Origin of the sequence: Shewanella sp. DAU305 (assembly GCF_026802235.1) — a bacterium.
In the GTDB taxonomy this organism is placed as follows: domain Bacteria; phylum Pseudomonadota; class Gammaproteobacteria; order Enterobacterales; family Shewanellaceae; genus Shewanella; species Shewanella baltica.
In genome coordinates this window covers 4592781-4610702 of record NZ_CP113808.1, presented here as the reverse complement: position 1 = coordinate 4610702, position 17922 = coordinate 4592781, and the positions used below count along the sequence as shown (strand labels likewise).

General features: G+C 46.6%; 15 protein-coding genes, 1 other RNA gene and 1 pseudogene. 9 read left to right on the top strand and 8 right to left on the bottom strand.

Translation table 11 applies throughout. From position 1 onward, the window contains the following. Nucleotides 1-90 precede the first annotated feature (90 nt). Nucleotides 91-837, top strand: coding sequence for a dihydromonapterin reductase (folM, locus tag OX890_RS19585; RefSeq protein WP_268649776.1), 747 nt, complete (start codon nucleotides 91-93; stop codon nucleotides 835-837). 31 nt (nucleotides 838-868) lie between these two features. On the opposite strand, the gene OX890_RS19580 is transcribed toward folM, so the two are convergent. The 3 genes from OX890_RS19580 to OX890_RS19570 all read right to left on the bottom strand — a co-directional run bounded on the left by OX890_RS19580 (nucleotide 869) and on the right by OX890_RS19570 (nucleotide 2185). Next, on the bottom strand, nucleotides 869-1576 hold the full coding sequence (locus tag OX890_RS19580) for a 5-formyltetrahydrofolate cyclo-ligase (RefSeq protein WP_126492750.1): 708 nt from the start codon (nucleotides 1574-1576) through the stop codon (nucleotides 869-871). Nucleotides 1577-1584: 8 nt separating this feature from the next. Further along, nucleotides 1585-1765: non-coding RNA, 6S RNA (gene ssrS / locus OX890_RS19575), on the bottom strand. A gap of 117 nt (nucleotides 1766-1882) precedes the next feature. Next, nucleotides 1883-2185, bottom strand: a complete 303-nt coding sequence (locus OX890_RS19570; protein ID WP_006080182.1) for a cell division protein ZapA — start codon at nucleotides 2183-2185, stop codon at nucleotides 1883-1885. A gap of 235 nt (nucleotides 2186-2420) precedes the next feature. Between OX890_RS19570 and OX890_RS19565 the strand changes: the two genes are divergently transcribed. The 6 genes from OX890_RS19565 (at nucleotide 2421) to gcvP (ending at nucleotide 10639) form a co-directional block, all read left to right on the top strand. Next, nucleotides 2421-2996 carry a UPF0149 family protein gene (locus tag OX890_RS19565; RefSeq protein ID WP_006080183.1) on the top strand — a complete coding sequence of 192 codons (576 nt, stop codon included), beginning with the start codon at nucleotides 2421-2423 and terminating at the stop codon, nucleotides 2994-2996. Between the two features lie 177 nt (nucleotides 2997-3173). Further along, nucleotides 3174-4400: a 2-octaprenyl-6-methoxyphenyl hydroxylase gene (ubiH, locus tag OX890_RS19560; protein ID WP_268649775.1), complete on the top strand. Its 1227-nt coding sequence runs from the start codon at nucleotides 3174-3176 to the stop codon at nucleotides 4398-4400. 44 nt (nucleotides 4401-4444) lie between these two features. After that, on the top strand, nucleotides 4445-5668 hold the full coding sequence (locus tag OX890_RS19555) for an FAD-dependent monooxygenase (protein ID WP_268649774.1): 1224 nt from the start codon (nucleotides 4445-4447) through the stop codon (nucleotides 5666-5668). Nucleotides 5669-6118: 450 nt separating this feature from the next. Then, complete coding sequence (gene gcvT / locus OX890_RS19550; protein ID WP_126492747.1) at nucleotides 6119-7213, top strand: glycine cleavage system aminomethyltransferase GcvT; 1095 nt, start codon at nucleotides 6119-6121, stop codon at nucleotides 7211-7213. 25 nt (nucleotides 7214-7238) lie between these two features. Then, nucleotides 7239-7628, top strand: coding sequence for a glycine cleavage system protein GcvH (gcvH, locus tag OX890_RS19545; RefSeq protein WP_006080188.1), 390 nt, complete (start codon nucleotides 7239-7241; stop codon nucleotides 7626-7628). A 122-nt stretch (nucleotides 7629-7750) separates the two neighbouring features. Next, nucleotides 7751-10639 carry an aminomethyl-transferring glycine dehydrogenase gene (gene gcvP / locus OX890_RS19540; protein ID WP_268649773.1) on the top strand — a complete coding sequence of 963 codons (2889 nt, stop codon included), beginning with the start codon at nucleotides 7751-7753 and terminating at the stop codon, nucleotides 10637-10639. A gap of 219 nt (nucleotides 10640-10858) precedes the next feature. Here gcvP and OX890_RS19535 read toward each other — a convergent pair whose 3' ends face one another. The 3 genes from OX890_RS19535 to OX890_RS19525 are packed head-to-tail and all read right to left on the bottom strand — an operon-like array spanning nucleotide 10859 to nucleotide 13489. Then, nucleotides 10859-13093, bottom strand: a complete 2235-nt coding sequence (locus tag OX890_RS19535) for a hypothetical protein (RefSeq protein ID WP_268649772.1) — start codon at nucleotides 13091-13093, stop codon at nucleotides 10859-10861. After that, nucleotides 13080-13292, bottom strand: a complete 213-nt coding sequence (locus OX890_RS19530) for a hypothetical protein (protein WP_126492744.1) — start codon at nucleotides 13290-13292, stop codon at nucleotides 13080-13082. The genes OX890_RS19535 and OX890_RS19530 overlap by 14 nt, the downstream gene beginning before the upstream one ends. Nucleotides 13293-13348: 56 nt before the next feature. Next, nucleotides 13349-13489, bottom strand: a complete 141-nt coding sequence (locus OX890_RS19525) for a hypothetical protein (RefSeq protein WP_126492743.1) — start codon at nucleotides 13487-13489, stop codon at nucleotides 13349-13351. A gap of 908 nt (nucleotides 13490-14397) precedes the next feature. Here OX890_RS19525 and thrS point away from each other — a divergent pair. Then, a pseudogene (thrS, locus tag OX890_RS19520) lies at nucleotides 14398-15615 on the top strand (threonine--tRNA ligase); the annotation flags it as partial. Between the two features lie 92 nt (nucleotides 15616-15707). Here thrS and OX890_RS19515 read toward each other — a convergent pair. Together OX890_RS19515 and OX890_RS19510 are read right to left on the bottom strand one after the other, a co-directional pair. After that, the gene (locus OX890_RS19515) at nucleotides 15708-15953 is read right to left on the bottom strand and encodes a DUF3297 family protein (RefSeq protein WP_006080205.1); all 246 of its coding nucleotides are present in this window, start codon (nucleotides 15951-15953) and stop codon (nucleotides 15708-15710) included. Nucleotides 15954-16118: 165 nt separating this feature from the next. After that, nucleotides 16119-16745: a short chain dehydrogenase gene (locus OX890_RS19510; RefSeq protein WP_126492741.1), complete on the bottom strand. Its 627-nt coding sequence runs from the start codon at nucleotides 16743-16745 to the stop codon at nucleotides 16119-16121. A gap of 99 nt (nucleotides 16746-16844) precedes the next feature. Here OX890_RS19510 and OX890_RS19505 point away from each other — a divergent pair, with 99 nt between their 5' ends. After that, entirely contained in the window at nucleotides 16845-17732 is an 888-nt protein-coding gene (locus OX890_RS19505) for a LysR family transcriptional regulator (protein WP_126492740.1), read from the top strand. Nucleotides 17733-17922: the final 190 nt, after the last annotated feature.

Sequence of the window (17922 nt, the reverse complement as noted above, 5' to 3'; positions counted from 1 at the left end):
ACATCTTGGTTATTCATCAGTTTAACTTGATTGCTGATTTTTAAGTGAACAAGGTAAAGCCTGACAAATAACCGACTCAAAAGGATAGGTATGACATCTCCCATCATAATCACAGGCGTGGGTAAACGCATAGGTTACGCCTTAGCCAAACATTTTCTCGCCCAAGGTCAGCAGGTGATTGGTACTTATCGCAGCCATTACGATAGCATCGATGAGCTGAACGCTTTAGGCGCGACTCTGTATCCCTGCGATTTTTATGACGATGCCCAAGTGCAAGCCTTAATTGATGAGTTAACTCAACTGCCTCAAATTCGCGCCATTATTCACAATGCTTCGGACTGGCTACCTGATCCTGTTCTTACAAAGAATGAGCCTTTAAAGAGTACCACTTTTACACCGAGCCAAGTGCTGCAGCGGATGATGCAAGTGCATGTGAGCGTGCCCTATCAGTTGAACTTAGCCTTAGAGGCGCAGCTACGAGCTGGTGCTGGCGATGAAATCGGCGGCAGTGATGTGATTCATATTACCGATTACGTGGCAGAGAAGGGCAGTCAGAAGCACATAGCCTATGCCGCCAGTAAAGCCGCGCTGCACAATATGACGCTATCCTTTGCCGCTAAATTTGCGCCCGAGGTGAAAGTGAATTCGATTGCGCCGGCGATGATCCTATTTAATACGGGTGATGACGCCGCCTATCAGCAAAAAACCTTAGCCAAAGCGCTGTTGCCGAAAGAGGCGGGGAATGAGGAGATTATCGAACTCGTGGACTACCTGCTTAATAGCCGCTACGTCACAGGTCGTTGCCATAATGTCGACGGCGGTCGCCAGTTAAAATAGTTATTTGATTTTTCGAGCAACAGCTAATGGCTTAAAACGTCAGTACGCGACTTGGGGTGATGATGAATGGCAAAGGCACATCCCAATGCTCGCAGGGTAAACTCACCACTTGCTGGCAGTCGTGGGCGTAACCCATAGGCAAAGGTTTACCTTTAAGCTGCCAGTTTGCCAGCGTCCTATCGTAATAACCGCCGCCCATGCCCATGCGATTCCCCATTAAATCAAACGCCACCAAGGGCGTGATAACCACATCTAGCTCAGTTACTGGGATAATGGCACGCACATCTAACTTAGGTTCTAAGATACCGAATTGATTCGCTTGCATAGGTGTGTCAGCACTGTAATGCAGGAATAACAGTTGCCCAGCATTGAAGGGATGCAACCTTGGCAGATAGGTGTGAATGCCCAATTGCCACAGCGCAGCGATCAGCGGCGGCGTGGCGAGTTCGCCATCGTGGGTGAGATACAGCGCCACATGTTGCGCATTTTGGGCCTGCAATGCATCGAGCATTCGTTGACTGGCGCTTAAGCTTGCTTGGATTTGCTCGGTTTCTGAAAGAGATTTGCGGGCGGTGCGAATGCTTTTGCGTAACTGATTGCGGTTTTCTTGCGTATGAATGGCGATAACTGCCGCATGGCTTGCGACATCAGTCATTTCACCAACAGTAGCAACCTCTACGGCAAGGTGCGCCGTGTCGCTTTGGGTATTCAAATGAGAAAGTTTGGAGGATGTAGACATAAATTAAGATGCTCCCCAGAATGCCGCTACCGGTGTAGCCCTTGAACCGTAGGTTCAAGGCGGGTAAATGATTACCTCCTAAGGCTTCTCGGTACAAGCCGAGCATGCACAATGTCAGTAAAGCATTCACCCTGAGATAAAAATTATCGGCACAGGGACATTACCAGTTGGCATGCATCCCAGGGAGCAAAACGGTATTGAATCGCTAAAGCATTGGTTTATGTAGATAATCCAGTTTAGCCATTCACTGTGCGTCAGTCGGTTTAACTCAAATGGTGTTAAATCACCAAGGCGCACAGTTTAAATCTATTTAGTTGAACGCTCAACTAAGGCATTTTCGAGGGTAGACTGCAGCAAGCTGATCCTGTCGTCCATCTGTTGCATATAATGCTTATTTTTTTGCTTTTCTTGGAACAACTCGTGTCCAATATTCAGCGCCGCCATAATGGCAATTTCTTCGCGGCTTAGGCTATTGGTTCGGGTTTTTAACGCTGTGAGTTGTTGTTCAACTCCCAACGCTACCGTACGTAAGGCATCCTCTTGACCTTTCGGGCAAGCGATAGAGTAGGTGCGCCCAAGTAGGGTAATTTCAACAGCACTGTTACTCATGTCGCGGGTGATCCTTTCGTTAGCCTCTTAGGGCGGACTATATAGGGCTGATATTAAAAGTGCAAGGTAAGCCGCAAATGGATTGGTCTTTGGCGGTTTTGTTTGCTGTTTGTGTGAGCAGTTGGATAATTTTTTATCAGGGTGTGGCCGATTTCGCCATTATTGGGATTCAGTATTGGTTCAAGTCTTTATCTCTGCTAGCATTGCTGCTGGAAAAATCTTATTGGGATCTGACATGGCAACCCCTCCTTCGTTACGTATCGACAGCTTAAAACTCGCCTTAGATGCGGCTGAAATCGGCCAACATCCGGTAGAAGTTCACGGTGCTTTAGTCGGTTTAATTTGCGGTGGTGTAGCGCAAACTGGCGACACTTGGATCAAGCCTTTATTTGACTTGATGAACGATGGTCAACCTTTGCCAGCGCAGTTGCACCAATTAGTGTGTGATTTGTTTAATGATTCTGTCGCGCGTTTAGTGGATTTTGAATTTGGTTTCATGCCGCTGTTGCCCGAAGAAGAAGAGCCGCTCAGCCAACGAGTTGAAGCCTTGTCCCTTTGGACCCAAAGCTTTTTGACTGGCATGGCAATTATTCAGCCGAAACTGAATCAAGCCTCGGCAGAAGTGCGTGAAGTGATCAAAGATTTGGCAGAAATTGCCCAAGTGGAATTTGATGTTGCCGACGATGAAGAATCTGAAGCTGCTTACACTGAACTACTCGAGTTTGTGCGCATTGCCGCCATTATGTGTTATTCGGAGTTTGGTCCTGAGATCCCGCTTGGCGAGACTGACGATACTGCGGTGGTGCATTAATTTACCGCGATTGTTTAGCGCTTAGATTTAATGCTTAATAAATTAACGCAGTAGTGGCTTCATTTGATATCAAAGGCGGGCAAACCTGCCTTTGAATCCATAGCACTGGTGTTTTTGAGTGCATAGCACTGATGTTTAATGGCATTAGTGAAATGCCAAAGCTTGAATGAGATCCCCATGACGGCCACAAATCACATGGATACTTCAGTTCAACACGTCGACATCGCGATTGTAGGCGGTGCGATGGCGGGGGCGACGCTCGCGTTGGCTCTCACGCGTTTTTCTTTATCCGCAGCTAGGCCGCTTTCTATCGCCTTAATCGAGGCGCACCTTCCCGATAAACAACACCCCGGATTCGATGCTCGCTCCATCGCTATCGCTCATGGTTCTATTTTCGAATTATCCCGTTTAGGCCTCTGGCCAAAGCTCGCCCATTTAGGCACGGCGATTGAAAATATCCATGTATCGGATCGCGGCCACTTTGGCATGACAGAACTCAATGCCGCGCAGTTTCATTTAGAGGCCTTAGGCCAAGTGGTCGAGCTTGAGCGTGTCGGCCAAGTGTTGTTTAACGAGTTGAATAAGAGCGAGGTAAAACTCTATTGCCCCGCCAAGCTTGCCCAAGTGGAACCCGCCGTTGAAGGCCACACCTTAGTGCTCGACACGGGCGAGCGCCTTCAAGCCAAACTCGTGGTCGCCGCCGATGGTCTGCAATCCAAAGTGCGCAGCAGTTTTGCTTTGCCCGTGACCCAAGTGGCCTTCGAGCAAACCGCGATTATTGCCAATATTCAAACCGACAAGCCGCATCAACATTTGGCCTATGAGCGCTTTACCCAAACAGGTCCCTTAGCGTTGTTGCCTATGGCTGATAGCCAAGGTCAACCTCGCTTATCACTTGTGTGGGCGCTCGATGATGCGCGGGCTAAACAGATGCAAACCGCGCCGAAAGCGGAATTTTTAGCGGCGCTGCAGCAGGCCTTTGGTTATCGTGCGGGCACGTTTATCGATGTCAGCGCGCGCCATGCGTATCCGCTTAATTTGTCGTATATGCCAAGGCCAATCCATCACAGATGTGTATTTATCGGCAATGCGGCGCAGACGCTGCATCCAATTGCGGGGCAAGGATTTAACTTAGGTCTGAGGGATGTGGTGAGCTTACTTGAGGTGCTCAAAAAGGCGCTAGTGCAGGGTGATGATATCGGCTCCGCCGCCGTGACCCATGCTTATCTCAATGCCCGCGAGCACGACAGAAACAGCACTATCCGCAATATCGAATTTTTAGTCCGTGGCTTTTCAAACCAATACTGGCCGATGGCGCTGGGTCGTAACTTAGGCTTGCGCTTATTATCTTGGTTTCCGCCACTTAAAACCCCCGTTGCTCAAAAGGCGATGGGCTGGAAATAACTCGCTTTTCATTACTGGTATCGCAACGCGAAAAGGATGTACCCATGTTAAGTTCACAAGCCTATGACATCGCCATTGTGGGTGGCGGCATGGTGGGACTCGCCACCGCGATTGGATTGGCGCAGGCCAATCTTAATGTCGTCGTTATCGATGCGGGTCACACGGATGCCGTTGTCGGCGAGCCGCGTTTACGGGTGAGCGCCATCAATAAGGCGAGTCAGCGCTTGTTAGAAACCTTAGGTGCATGGACTTATTTAGACACTTCCCGCGCCACGCCTTATCAAAAAATGGCGGTGTGGGATAAAGACGGTTTCGGCAAAATTGCCTTTGACGCCAACAGCATCAGCGAAACCAGTCTCGGCGCGATTATCGAAAACGATGCCATTAGCTTTGCGCTGGCGAAACGCGTCGGTGAGTTTGACAATATCACCCATATCGAAAATCAACGCTTAGAACGCATTGCCTTTGGTGAGCGCGAAGCTTGGTTAACCCTCGCCAATGGCGCCGATTCTGAAATAGAAAGTGTGAGTGCTGCCTTGGTGATCGCCGCCGATGGCGCCAACTCTTGGGTGCGTGAGCAATGCAAGATCCCACTGACATTTTGGGATTACGGCCACCACGCAATCGTCGCGACGATCCGCACCGAAATGCCGCACCTTGCCACCGCCCGCCAAGTGTTTTTAAAGGACGGCCCGTTAGCATTTTTACCCCTGTATGAAGACAATCTCTGCTCCATCGTCTGGTCGGTGCCGCCCGAGCGCGCCAATGAATTATTGGCGATGGACAAAGTGCAATTCGAGCGCAATTTAACCGCGGCTTTCGACGGTCGTTTGGGGATTTGCCAGTTGGAAAGCGAGCGCCAAGCTTTCCCATTACGGATGCGCTACGCCCGCCATTTTGCCCGCCACCGTTTAGTGTTGGCAGGCGATGCCGCCCATACTATCCATCCGCTGGCTGGCCAAGGGGTTAACCTCGGCTTTTTAGATGCGGCCAGCATCATCGAAGTCATCAGCGAATTACAGCAAGCGGGTAAAGATATCGGCGATTATGCCCAGCTGCGCGCGCTGGAACGTTGGCGTAAAGCCGATGCGATGGAGATGATCGCGGCGATGGAAGGCTTTAAGCGCTTATTCGAAGGGACGAATCCGCTGAAAAAAGCGATCCGCGATCTGGGCTTAAATCTGGTTGATAATGTCGCTGGGCTGAAAACAGTGTTCATACAACAGGCCATGGGCAATAAGTCGGCGCTGCCTAAGTTATGTCGTTAGCCTCGGTTGCGCTAATGTGATCAGAATTGCCGCTAATATCAGCACATTGACTACAAGCTGCGCAAATCTGGTCTTCGCATGTAAAAAAATTACATGTTAAAGATGAGAAAATCTAATGGCACTGACTTCGGATTAGAAAAATCTCCTGTATACAAATTTGTGACGCAAGGTATAATTTCGCCGCATTTTAGACCCTAGTATTTATAACAATCACGATAAATATCTGATTAGTTCAGAGCCAATCAGGCGTTTCAATTCAAGACGCATTGATGCAGAAAGGGTCAATTCCTTTCAAGCCAATGCAACGCAGAAGTGAAATGTGTGAGTTGCTCCCGAAGGGCGGCCAATGGTAAACATTGGCAAATCGCTGCAATAGCCAGATATTTAACCGGATTGATATTACCCTACACTAGGCAGAGACCTGAAAAAGGCCGCAAAAAAGGGATAACAATGGCTAACAAAACTATTCTGTTTAACAAGCACTTAGAATCAAACGCTAAGATGGTCGACTTCCACGGTTGGGACATGCCTCTCAACTATGGTTCACAAATCGAAGAACACAATGCCGTGCGTCAAGACGCGGGTATGTTCGACGTTTCCCACATGACTGTGGTTGATGTGATTGGTAACGACGCTTGTGCATTTCTGCGTAAGTTGCTGGCAAACGATGTGGCTAAGCTTAAAGTTCCAGGTAAAGCCTTATACGGCGGCATGTTAGACGAAAATGCTGGCGTCATCGACGACCTCATCACTTACTACCTCACTGACACTAACTACCGCGTGGTAGTGAACTCAGCGACCCGCGAAAAAGATCTCGCTTGGATCGCCAAGCAATCCCAAGGTTTTGATGTCACTGTGACTGAACGTCCTGAGCTGGCGATGATTGCCGTTCAAGGTCCTAATGCTAAAGCGAAAGCCGCAGCCGTGTTCAGTGCCGAGCAAAACACCGCCATCGAAGGCATGAAACCTTTCTTCGGTAAGCAAGCCGGTTCTCTGTTTATTGCGACTACGGGTTACACAGGCGAAGCGGGCTACGAAATTATCGTCCCAGAAGACGAAGCAGAGGCCATGTGGCAAGCATTGTTAGCTCAAGGTGTTAAACCTTGTGGTCTCGGTGCCCGTGACACACTGCGTCTCGAAGCCGGTATGAATCTTTACGGCTTAGACATGGACGAAACCATCAACCCATTGGCCGCCAACATGGGCTGGACCATCGCATGGGAACCAAGCGACCGTGACTTTATCGGCCGTAAAGCCCTCGAAACACTTCGCGATGCCGGAACCGACAAACTTGTTGGTCTAGTGATGGAAGAAAAGGGCGTGTTACGCCATGATATGCCAGTATTTTTCACCGACTCAGCCGGTGTTGAGCACCAAGGCGTGATTACCAGCGGTACTTTCTCGCCAACATTGGGCTATTCTATTGCGATGGCGCGTGTTCCTAACTCGATTGGGGATACGGCGGAAGTCGAAATGCGTAAAAAACGTGTGGCTGTTAGAGTAGTAGCGCCAAACTTTGTGCGCAACGGTAAACAAGCATTTTAAAAAAACGGAACAAGGAACAAGAACAATGAGCAATATTCCGACAGAACTGAAATACGCCTCTTCACACGAATGGATCCGCAAGGAAGAAGACGGCAGCTACACAGTAGGTATCACTGAGCACGCCCAAGAGCTGTTGGGTGACATGGTTTTCGTTGAACTCCCAGAAGTTGGCGACACTGTAACTGCGGGTGAAGACTGTGCTGTAGCTGAATCAGTAAAAGCGGCGTCTGATATTTATGCCCCTATTTCTGGCGAAGTGATTGCCGTGAACGAAGCGCTGGAAGATTCTCCAGAACTCGTTAACAGCAGCGCTTACGGCGAAGGCTGGTTCTTCCGCGTAATGCCTTCTGACGAATCAGAAGTCGACGCCCTGCTGGATGCCGAAGGCTACCAAGCTGTAATCGACGAAGATTAATCGTCGACGCTAACGAAGCCCTGAGGGGCTTCGTTTGTTTTAGCGCAAGATTGACATAACAACAGTCCGTTAATCAGTACCCTACAGTTCTGAATTTCGGCAAATCTGGAACAAGGTTTATCATGACCAAGCAAACCCTTACTCAGTTAGAACAGCACGATTTATTCTTACGTCGTCATATCGGCCCAGATAGCAACCAACAGCAAGCTATGCTGAATTTTGTTGGTGCTGAGTCACTGGAAGATCTGACCGCGCAAATCGTGCCTGAGTCGATCCGTTTAAGCCAAGACCTGAGCATTGGTGATTCCTGCGGCGAAGCCGAAGGCATTGCCTACATTCGTGGTTTAGCGGACCAAAACCAAGTATTTAAGAGCTACATAGGTATGGGTTACTACGGCACTCAAGTGCCAAACGTGATCCTGCGTAACGTATTTGAAAACCCAGGTTGGTACACGGCTTACACGCCATATCAGCCAGAAATCGCCCAAGGCCGTTTAGAAGCCATTCTAAACTTCCAACAAGTGTCGATGGACTTAACGGGTTTAGATTTGGCTTCTGCTTCTTTACTAGATGAAGCAACCGCTGCTGCCGAAGCGATGGCGCTGGCAAAGCGTGTTTCTAAAGCGAAAAAAGCCAATATCTTCTTCGTTGCCGATGATGTGTTCCCGCAAACCTTAGACGTAGTGAAAACCCGCGCTGAGTGTTTTGGTTTTGAAGTGGTAGTTGGCCCTGCAAGCGAAGCCGTTAACTACGAGCTGTTTGGTGCTTTGTTCCAATATACCAACCGTTTCGGTCAAATCACTGACTTCACTGAATTATTCGCAACTCTGCGTGCGAAGAATGTGATTGTGACTGTGGCCGCCGACATTATGTCCTTGGTATTACTGAAATCACCGGGCTCTATGGGCGCCGATGTGGTATTTGGTAGTGCGCAGCGTTTCGGCGTACCAATGGGCTTTGGTGGTCCACACGCGGCCTTCTTCGTTGCCCGTGACGAACACAAACGTTCTATGCCTGGCCGTATCATTGGTGTGTCAAAAGACGCCCGTGGTAACCGCGCACTGCGTATGGCGATGCAAACTCGCGAGCAACATATCCGCCGCGAAAAAGCCAACTCAAACATTTGTACTGCACAAATTTTGTTAGCGAACATGGCATCTTTCTACGCCGTATTCCACGGCCCAGATGGCCTGAAAACTATCGCATCACGCATTAACCGTTTTGCCGATATTTTAGCGGCTGGTTTACAAGCGAAGGGCGTGAGCTTAGTCAACAGCACTTGGTTTGATACTATCAGCATCAAAGGCTTAGATGTTGCTGCTGTTAATGCACGCGCACTGGCTGCTGAAATGAACCTACGTTTCGATGCCGACGGCACTGTGGGCGTGAGCTTAGACGAAACCACATTGCGCACAGATATCGACGCGCTGTTTGATGTGATCTTAGGCGCTGGCCATGGTTTAGATGTTGCCGCATTAGACGCGCAAATCGTGAGCCAAGGTAGCCAATCGATTCCTGCTGCACTCGTGCGCCAAGATGCGATTTTAAGCCACCCAACCTTCAATCGCTATCAAAGCGAAACCGAGATGATGCGTTATATCAAACGTCTCGAAAGCAAAGACTTAGCACTTAACTACTCAATGATTTCATTGGGTTCATGCACCATGAAGTTAAACGCAGCGGTTGAAATGCTCCCTGTGAGCTGGCCTGAATTTGCCAACATGCACCCATTCAGCCCACTGGATCAAGCCAAAGGCTACACCCAGTTGATTGAAGAGCTGTCGACTTGGTTAGTGAACATCACAGGCTACGACGCTGTGTGCATCCAGCCAAACTCAGGCGCTCAAGGTGAATACGCTGGCCTGTTAGCCATCAAGAAATACCATGAGTCACGTGGCGATGCGCACAGAAACATCTGTTTGATCCCGCAATCTGCCCACGGTACTAACCCTGCATCGGCGCAATTAGCCGGTATGCAAGTGATAGTTACTGCCTGTGACAAGCAAGGTAACGTCGATTTAGACGATTTGAAGACCAAAGCCGCCGAAGTGGCTGGAAACCTGTCTTGCATCATGATCACTTACCCATCGACCCACGGTGTGTATGAAGAATCTATCCGCGAAATCTGCGACATAGTGCATCAGCACGGCGGTCAAGTGTACTTAGACGGCGCCAATATGAACGCGCAGGTCGGCTTAACGTCTCCTGGCTTTATTGGTGCCGACGTATCACACCTTAACTTGCATAAAACCTTCGCTATTCCACACGGCGGCGGTGGCCCAGGTATGGGCCCAATCGGCGTGAAATCGCACTTAGCTCCATTTGTTGCGGGCCACGTTGTGGTTAAACCGGGCCGTGAAAGTGATCACAATGGTGCAGTATCAGCTGCACCTTACGGCAGTGCAGGCATTCTGCCCATCAGTTGGATGTACATTAAGCTGTTAGGTTCACAAGGCCTGAAAAAGTCGACCCAAACTGCGCTGTTAAACGCTAACTACGTGATGAAGAAGCTGTCTGAACACTACCCAGTATTGTTCCGTGGCCGTAACGATCGCGTGGCGCACGAATGTATTATCGATCTACGCCCACTGAAAGAAGCCTCAGGCGTGACCGAAATGGATATCGCTAAGCGTTTGAATGACTACGGTTTCCACGCGCCAACCATGAGCTTCCCTGTTGCGGGAACCCTGATGATTGAGCCGACGGAATCTGAGTCTAAGGTGGAACTCGATCGTTTCATCGACGCTATGGTGTCAATCCGCGCCGAAATTGCCAAAGTAGAATCAGGTGAATGGCCAGTGGATAACAACCCGCTGCACAACGCACCGCACACTATGGCCGATATCATGGACCCAGAGTTCGATACGCGTCCATATAGCCGCGAAGTGGCCGTGTTCCCAAGTGCAGCTGTACGCACTAACAAGTTCTGGCCAACTGTAAACCGTATTGATGACGTATACGGCGACCGTAACTTGATGTGTAGTTGTGCGCCATTATCAGACTACGAGTAATTAATAATGGCTACTTGGCCTAGATAATTCGGCGTCAGCCAACACTTTTCGCTACTCATTGACACCAGTCAACTCCGTGGCGAAAAGCATCGGCCTCCTTGCCTTATCGTCGGCAGTAACGCCATTATTATTCTTCGGTTTCAGTGAATTTGAAGCATAAAAAAGCGACCGAAAGGTCGCTTTTTTATTGCCTGCCGCAGGCTTTCTCATGCTCACGTATTAGATAAACAGATTATTAGGGTGTTGCAATGTATCTTTTATATACTCGATAACATTTTTAGCTTTAAAGTATTCCGCGATATCAAGACAGTTGATTGCTTTTTTCTTAGAGTCAATGCCTAGTGGAAGGACGTAAACTTTCCTCCAATCTCCACCGTGCTCAATCATCAGTTTAAACAGGTTAACTTCGTCGTTTTCTGCTGCAAGCATTAATGGGGTATAATTCATTCCGTTTATTGAATGTGCTTTATTAACGTTAGCTCCATTTTTGATCAATATCCTAGCGATCTGTCTGAGTTTTGAGGGGGTTGTAGGATATCTCTCCATCATGATTTCATACACGATTTTGAATATTTTATTCTCTCTGCTCGAAAGACTCTCTTGGCGGACTATTTCTTTTCTATTTTCAAAGCCTGCATACATTGGTTGTAAACGATGTATGTTTTCCTCGGTTATATGTCTATTAAAGTATTCTACGCCCGCATGTCTATTTTTAACTTGGTTAATTAGACCAAGGACATAGTAGAGGGGCGTAATCCAATCTAGGCCACCACGCAAATCAATATTAATTTTGTCATTCATCGACAGAATTTTTTTTACAATATTTGGATTTCCTGTTGCAACAGCGGCAAAAAGGGGGAAATTAATTTTTCTTATGGTGACAGCATTAATGATCTGTTCTGAATGAGACTTCTTGGAGATTAGCTCGAAAATGCGGTTGTCCATTGAAGATGTAGGGTCAGTAAAATCCATCTGTGCTAAAGACATCAGTAGTGGTGAGTCATTTACTTCAGATAAAACGTTAACACTAGCACCTTCGTCAAGGAGTTGGACTACATCTTCGACTTTGTTCTTCATGCAAGCGTAAATTAGTGGTGTTGTTTTCCTTTGGATCTCACCCTCCATGCCAATGGTTATCTGTTTCTTGGTTAGTTGGTTTATTAACGTATCTTCCACTTCGAAAATCATACCAACCAGAAAAGGATAATCAGGATATGTTACTCCTGGATAAGCTAGTTCATGAGTAAACTGTTGTGTGAATTTATACCTTAAATCTTCGATTTCGTTACCAGAAAAAAGCTCGATTTTATTTTTCCCTTCAACCTCTGTTTTTGCAGGAAGATCATCTAAACCAAATAAAATTGCTGTCGATTTTAGCTTGTTTATAAATATCTTATCGGGTCTTTTTTGATATGCCGCAACTAATAATGCTTCTTTGATAACGATCTGGATTTGATATTTAGAATGTCCCCTGTAGAGTAATTTTTCGAATGCTAATTTGTATTCGTTATTCGCTGCTTCCAGTTGCCCATCAAGCGTTAAATGGTGAGCATTAAATTGGTGGAATGTGTAATCAAGCGCGAGACAGTTATCGAATTTGGATAGCTTCTCCTTCAGGCAGCCAAGAAGGTGGGACATCTGCAATTTATCATTATCAGTTTTTATAAATTTCATTGTGTTTTTAAACACTTCACAAATTTGTTCAATATGACGTTTTACACATAGGAAATTATGCGCATTTTTACTGTGTTCCATTTTGAAAATATTGCTTATCTCGCCAAAACTCATCATTTCACGATTTGATTTTGGGGTGAAGTGAGCATTGAATCTTGAGCAGATGATGCCCCACTTTATTGCCTGCCACTCATCCTGTGTAAGATCTGCTCCTGATGAGTATTGCTCTAATGTTTTTATGTATTTTAAAGATGGAAACTCTTTTCCTTTAAGCCAAAGTGACGCGCGATCCCTCGCTTCTTTGGTTGTCATTAGTGACAGCAATCGGTTTGCAGCGTCTTGATCATATAAAACCAAATCTACGTTATCAGGTAAGCATATAGGTTGGTGATAATTATCTTTTTCCCAGAAGCTAAATAAAATTAAAGTGTTGAAAAAATTAGTTTTTTCAAAGATACAATTAGCTTGGTCAACTGACAGACCATCTAGTGGATGTTGATCAATCCATTGAAAATATCGTTTAAATAGGCTTTCTAAGAATATTGATACTCTTGCCCAAATCTCATCGCCAAAAATTAAGCGTATGGGAGAAGTGACAGTAAGTTCTTTAAGATCTTCAAACTCACCAATATGGATATCTACTTTCTTACAGCTATCATCTAGTTTTCGAGCATATTGGGGTGATAGATAAGACTTCGTGTCAAAAGCGTTAGCTAATTCTCTCAGTAGTGCCTGCGCTGTTGGATACGGAGTAGAGCGAGAATTTTCAACAAGTTTCATTTTTGATAATCCTTTCGATGTCCTTTCTAAGGTTTTTATATGCACGGCAATCACTTGGAGTTACGGGTACTGTAATGCGTTTACCTGATTTTGAAAATAAGCGACTATGTTTTTTGCCTTTAGAAAATACCCAATGATGTTTTTTTATGACCCACGTAATGTAATTTTGAATATCTTTATCGTTGCTAATGCGCTTCATGTAGCTTTCCTTTTAAAGGGGAGAGTGCGCTCTCCCCTGAGGTTTGTTAATCCTGCTTACTGACCATTTTTCTCTGCTGCACGTTGAGCACGTCCAACAAAATGATCTTTAGGAATTTGGCCCCCTTGTTTTTTGGCATTAGCACTTTGGATACGTGCTGCATCGTCTTTGGTCATAGGTGTTTTTTGATTAGACATAGGATTTCCTTTCTGTCTGTTAAGTGGAGATTCGATATTAAGAAATGAATGTCTCTAGGTAAGCAGGGTGATTGGAGAGAAAATTTTTGATTGATTTGTTTGAGACTCAGCTACTCCTTAAACCGTATTGATAGGAGTCAACTCCGCGCGAAAGCTTTCAATCCGCCTTGCATTAGCTTCGCCAGCAACGCAATTATGGTGTAGTTGGCTTCAGCGAATTTGAAGCATTAAAAAGCGACCGAAAGGTCGCTTTTTTTATGTCTTAAAAGTTCTATGACCTAGTCCCAATGATTAAGGACTGGCATTCCTGTGACACGCCACCCCCTTTATTTCACAAGAAGCATCCCTGAGGGCTCGACGGCGGCATCTGCTGCATATGGATATGCGAATGCCGCGATCATATGGATGTGAATGAGCGGCCATGCCGCCAACGGTCACTTACATGCAAGTGCTTAATTTAGCTAGCCCTTGAGTCTATCTGCACTAAAAGTGGCCTGTTGGTGCTTGGTAAGATAGCTCTCAGTTTAGAAGGCCACTGGTACAACAATGCCTGTTTTGGTGTAACCATTGAGTGAAGAGTTATGCCTGTTCTGACTCTTATGCATGAACCAACTTGTCAATACTCATGTGCGATGCCCTGTGTTTTATTGGCAACAGGCAAGTGACTAGAAGCTAACTCGATATTGTGGAATTTCTAAACAAAATGCTTGCCGCAATATGGATGATTTGTTATTACTGGCGCATGAACAAAATATACGTAAGCGCAATTAACACCACCACTACCACCACGAGAATTCTCGGGGGGTAGTTTTTTGCGTCTTTAAAAAAACCCTCTGAGCGACATCGCCAGAGGGTTTTTTTATACCTTGGTTTTGTATTTCGCTCAGATTTAACTCAAGTTTTACTCAGATTTAGCTCGGGAGAGAATGATGAAAACACATCGCGAAATTGCAGAACAACTTGACCTGTTTCACTCTGAACCACAGGCGCCAGGTATGATTTTTTGGCACCCGAATGGCTGGGCATTATTCCGAGATATTCAAGAGCACATAAGGCGCGTGTATCGCCGAAATGGTTTTGAGGAGGTGAACACGCCTGTTTTTATGAAGAAGGAGTTATGGCAAACGTCTGGGCATATGGACATGTTTGCAGATAACATGTTTTTCGGTGGTGGGAAGGAAAACATCGATGAATATGTGTTAAAACCTATGTCTTGTCCTGCCCATATTTTGCTGTTTAAGCGCGGAGTACATAGCCATAGAGATTTGCCTCTGCGGCTATTTGAGTTTGGCTTGGTGCACCGTAATGAATCCTCTGGCTCGTTAAATGGTTGCCTGCGCGCACGCCAGTTCACTCAGGATGATGCCCATGTTTTTTGCTGTTGGTCTCAGGCAGAGGAGGAGATACGTGGTTTTCTCCAGCGTGCAAAGCAGGTTTATGCTGATTACGGCTACCATAATTTAGACGTAAAAATATCGACTAAACCTGAGAAGGCATTAGGCAGCGATGAGCAATGGTGCCGAGCACAAAAGCTATTGGATTCAGCCTGTCAGATTGAGGGCTTTGATGCCGAGTATCAAGCGGGTGAAGGGGCTTTCTATGGTCCTAAAATTGAACTGTCACTGACAGATTCTATGGGAAGACGCTGGCAGTGTGGCACTATCCAGTTTGATTTTAATTTGTCTGAAAGATTCGATGTTCACTACATCAATGAACAAGGGGAATGCGAACGGCCAGTGATTATGCACCAAGCTATGTATGGATCTATCGAGCGTTGGCTAGGGATTCTCTTGGAAGTCTCACAGGGTAACCTGCCGGATTGGTTGCATCCCGTGCCTGTTGCTATTGCCTCAGTGAATGAGTCAAACAGTCAATTTGTCCGCCAGCTAGCCACATTATGTTTAGCACGAGACATGCGAGTGTTGGTTGATATCAGTCAAAACTCAGTTGCCCGCAAAATGAAACGCTTTCACAAGCAAAAAGTGCCTTACATCTTAACGGTTGGGGATAAGGAAGAAGCCGAGAAGTGTGTGTCAGTTAAGTGCCGCAAAGATGGTGTTATGACTCACATCCCTCTTGCTGAATTAGCTGACTATCTTGCGGATAAACTAGTTCTAAAACAATAACATAATGGGGGTGGTGTTTGCTATTTAAGGCTAGCTAGGGTTCCCACGGCTAGCCTTTACTCATTTTATGATCCCGCTCTTTGCGCTAAGGCTTAACGATAAAAGGCTTCAACTGTGCCTTTTACTGTGAGCAAAAGAGGTTGGCCGCGACGGTCTAAGGATTTGCTTGGTACTTTTACCCAACCTTCACTGATGCAATATTCTTCGACATCAAAACGCTCTTTGCCGTTGAGCTTAATACCGATATCGTGCTCGAAAATTTCTGCCACATGGTGTGGGCTGCGTGGGTTAACGGAAAGGCGATCCGGTAAAGCAGGTAATGATGTTGTGTCGGTCATGGTCGTGATCTGTCGTTGTCTATAGTGAAAAAGCGTGCGCTATTGTAGGCAATCCCAGCGCAACGCTCAAGACTTTAACTGTGACTGATTACGCGCCTTGCGTTACAAGGTTAGGTTGTCCTGTTAGGGCACAGCTGTTAGGGCATTGCAGTTAGGACACTGCTGTTAGGGCAAGACTGCACCGCAGCAGGAAAAGGCTTTCAGCACTCGGCCGTTTTCTCTGCCCATGACTGAGCGCAAATAAACCTTGGCTAATGTGTCGGCATTAATTGCACTAAAACCGGGAAAATAGTCCTGATAGCTCGCTAACGACTCGCTTAATACCGTTGGGCTGACAATGTTTATTCGCTGCTGCGCAGGTAATTCGCCCGCGACGGCGGTAACAAAATGCTCAAGTGCGCCGTTTATGGTGGCGGCGCTAACGCCATCTTTTACTGGGACATCGACGATAATGCCACTGGTCAGTGTAAAACTCCCCCCAGCGTTGAGGTATTGGCTACCTATTTGCACTAACTGTATCTGCCCCAATAACTTACTTTGGAACCCTGTGTACCAGTCTGCTTGGGTCATAGCGTTGAAGGGTTTAAACACGACATCACCCATGGCTGAAATCATTGCATCGACTTTACCGATTTTTTCTAACCCTTGATGGAGTGAATGTTCATCCCGAATGTCTATCAGGACATCCCCCGTTGTTCGCCCTACCTGAATCACTTCATGCTGAGTTGAATGAAATAAGCGGACTATCGCTTGTCCGATTGTGCCTGATGCACCCACTACGACTATTTTCATGACATGCTCCTAAATTGAATGCGAATTGAGGATAGTCTGGTTAATTAAATAGAAAAAGCGCATATAATCACCACATTGTTTCGTTAATGGATTTAATTGATGAATCTCACCCATCTGCAGTCATTTATGCTGGTTGCCAAAATGCACAGTTTTAGCGCTGCGTCTGAACAACTCGGGGCTTCTAAAGGTTTAGTATCGCGCCATGTTAAATCCCTTGAAGATGAAATGGGTTGTCAATTACTCCACCGAACTACTCGGCGAGTATCAATGACCGAAGCAGGGCAAGCGTTATTTGGTAAAGCCTGCGAAATCGAGAGGCTGGCCAATGAAGCTGGGCGTTTAGTGCAGGATTTAACGCAGGACTCCTGCGGCACTTTAAAATTCACCGCTCCAACGGAACTGGGCAAAAAATTGCTGAGTCCTATGCTGCTCCAGTTTATTGCTGCGTATCCTCAAGTGAAACTCGAACTGTGTTTTGAGCAGAATATTCAAGATGTTGAGTTCGGCAAGTTTGATCTCGCCTTAAGAACAAGCATTGCGCACAGCGATAATCTGGTCGCCAGATATCTTGGCAGAATTCGCCATGTCTTAGTGGTTGCGCCCGCGCATCCCGCCGCCGCAGAGGTGCGTCACCCTGATGATTTACGCCATTATCGTCTATTGTCTTCGGGTGAAACTCAGTGGGTGTTTGAACCGCTCGCTGGGGACAGTCTCACGCTCACTTTTGAGCCTACACTGTGTAGTTCAAACTATGCCACTACACATTTGCTTACTTTGAGTGGTACAGGTATCGCTAGCCTGCCTTATTATTTGGTAGAGGAGGATATCGCTCAGCATAAACTCACTTTGCTCGTTCCCCAATGGCAATGCTATCCACATGAGTTGTATATGGTTTATGCCAAGCAGAGCCATTACCCAAAGAAGCTGCGTGATTTACAACATAAGCTACAAACTTGGTGCGAAACTCACTCAAAATATGTGGGTTAATGAGTTAAAGCGTCATCACAGTAAATCTTATCCGGCAGAGGGCAGAGCTTTTAGAATAAAGTGAGGCAGAGTACACTGCCGCGCATTGAATTTTGTATTTGAATCTAAAGTTGAGCAGGCATTTACCTTTATCCATGCAGGCATAATAGAGCGGCGATTGTAGTGGCACACTAATTTTGGCCACCTAAAT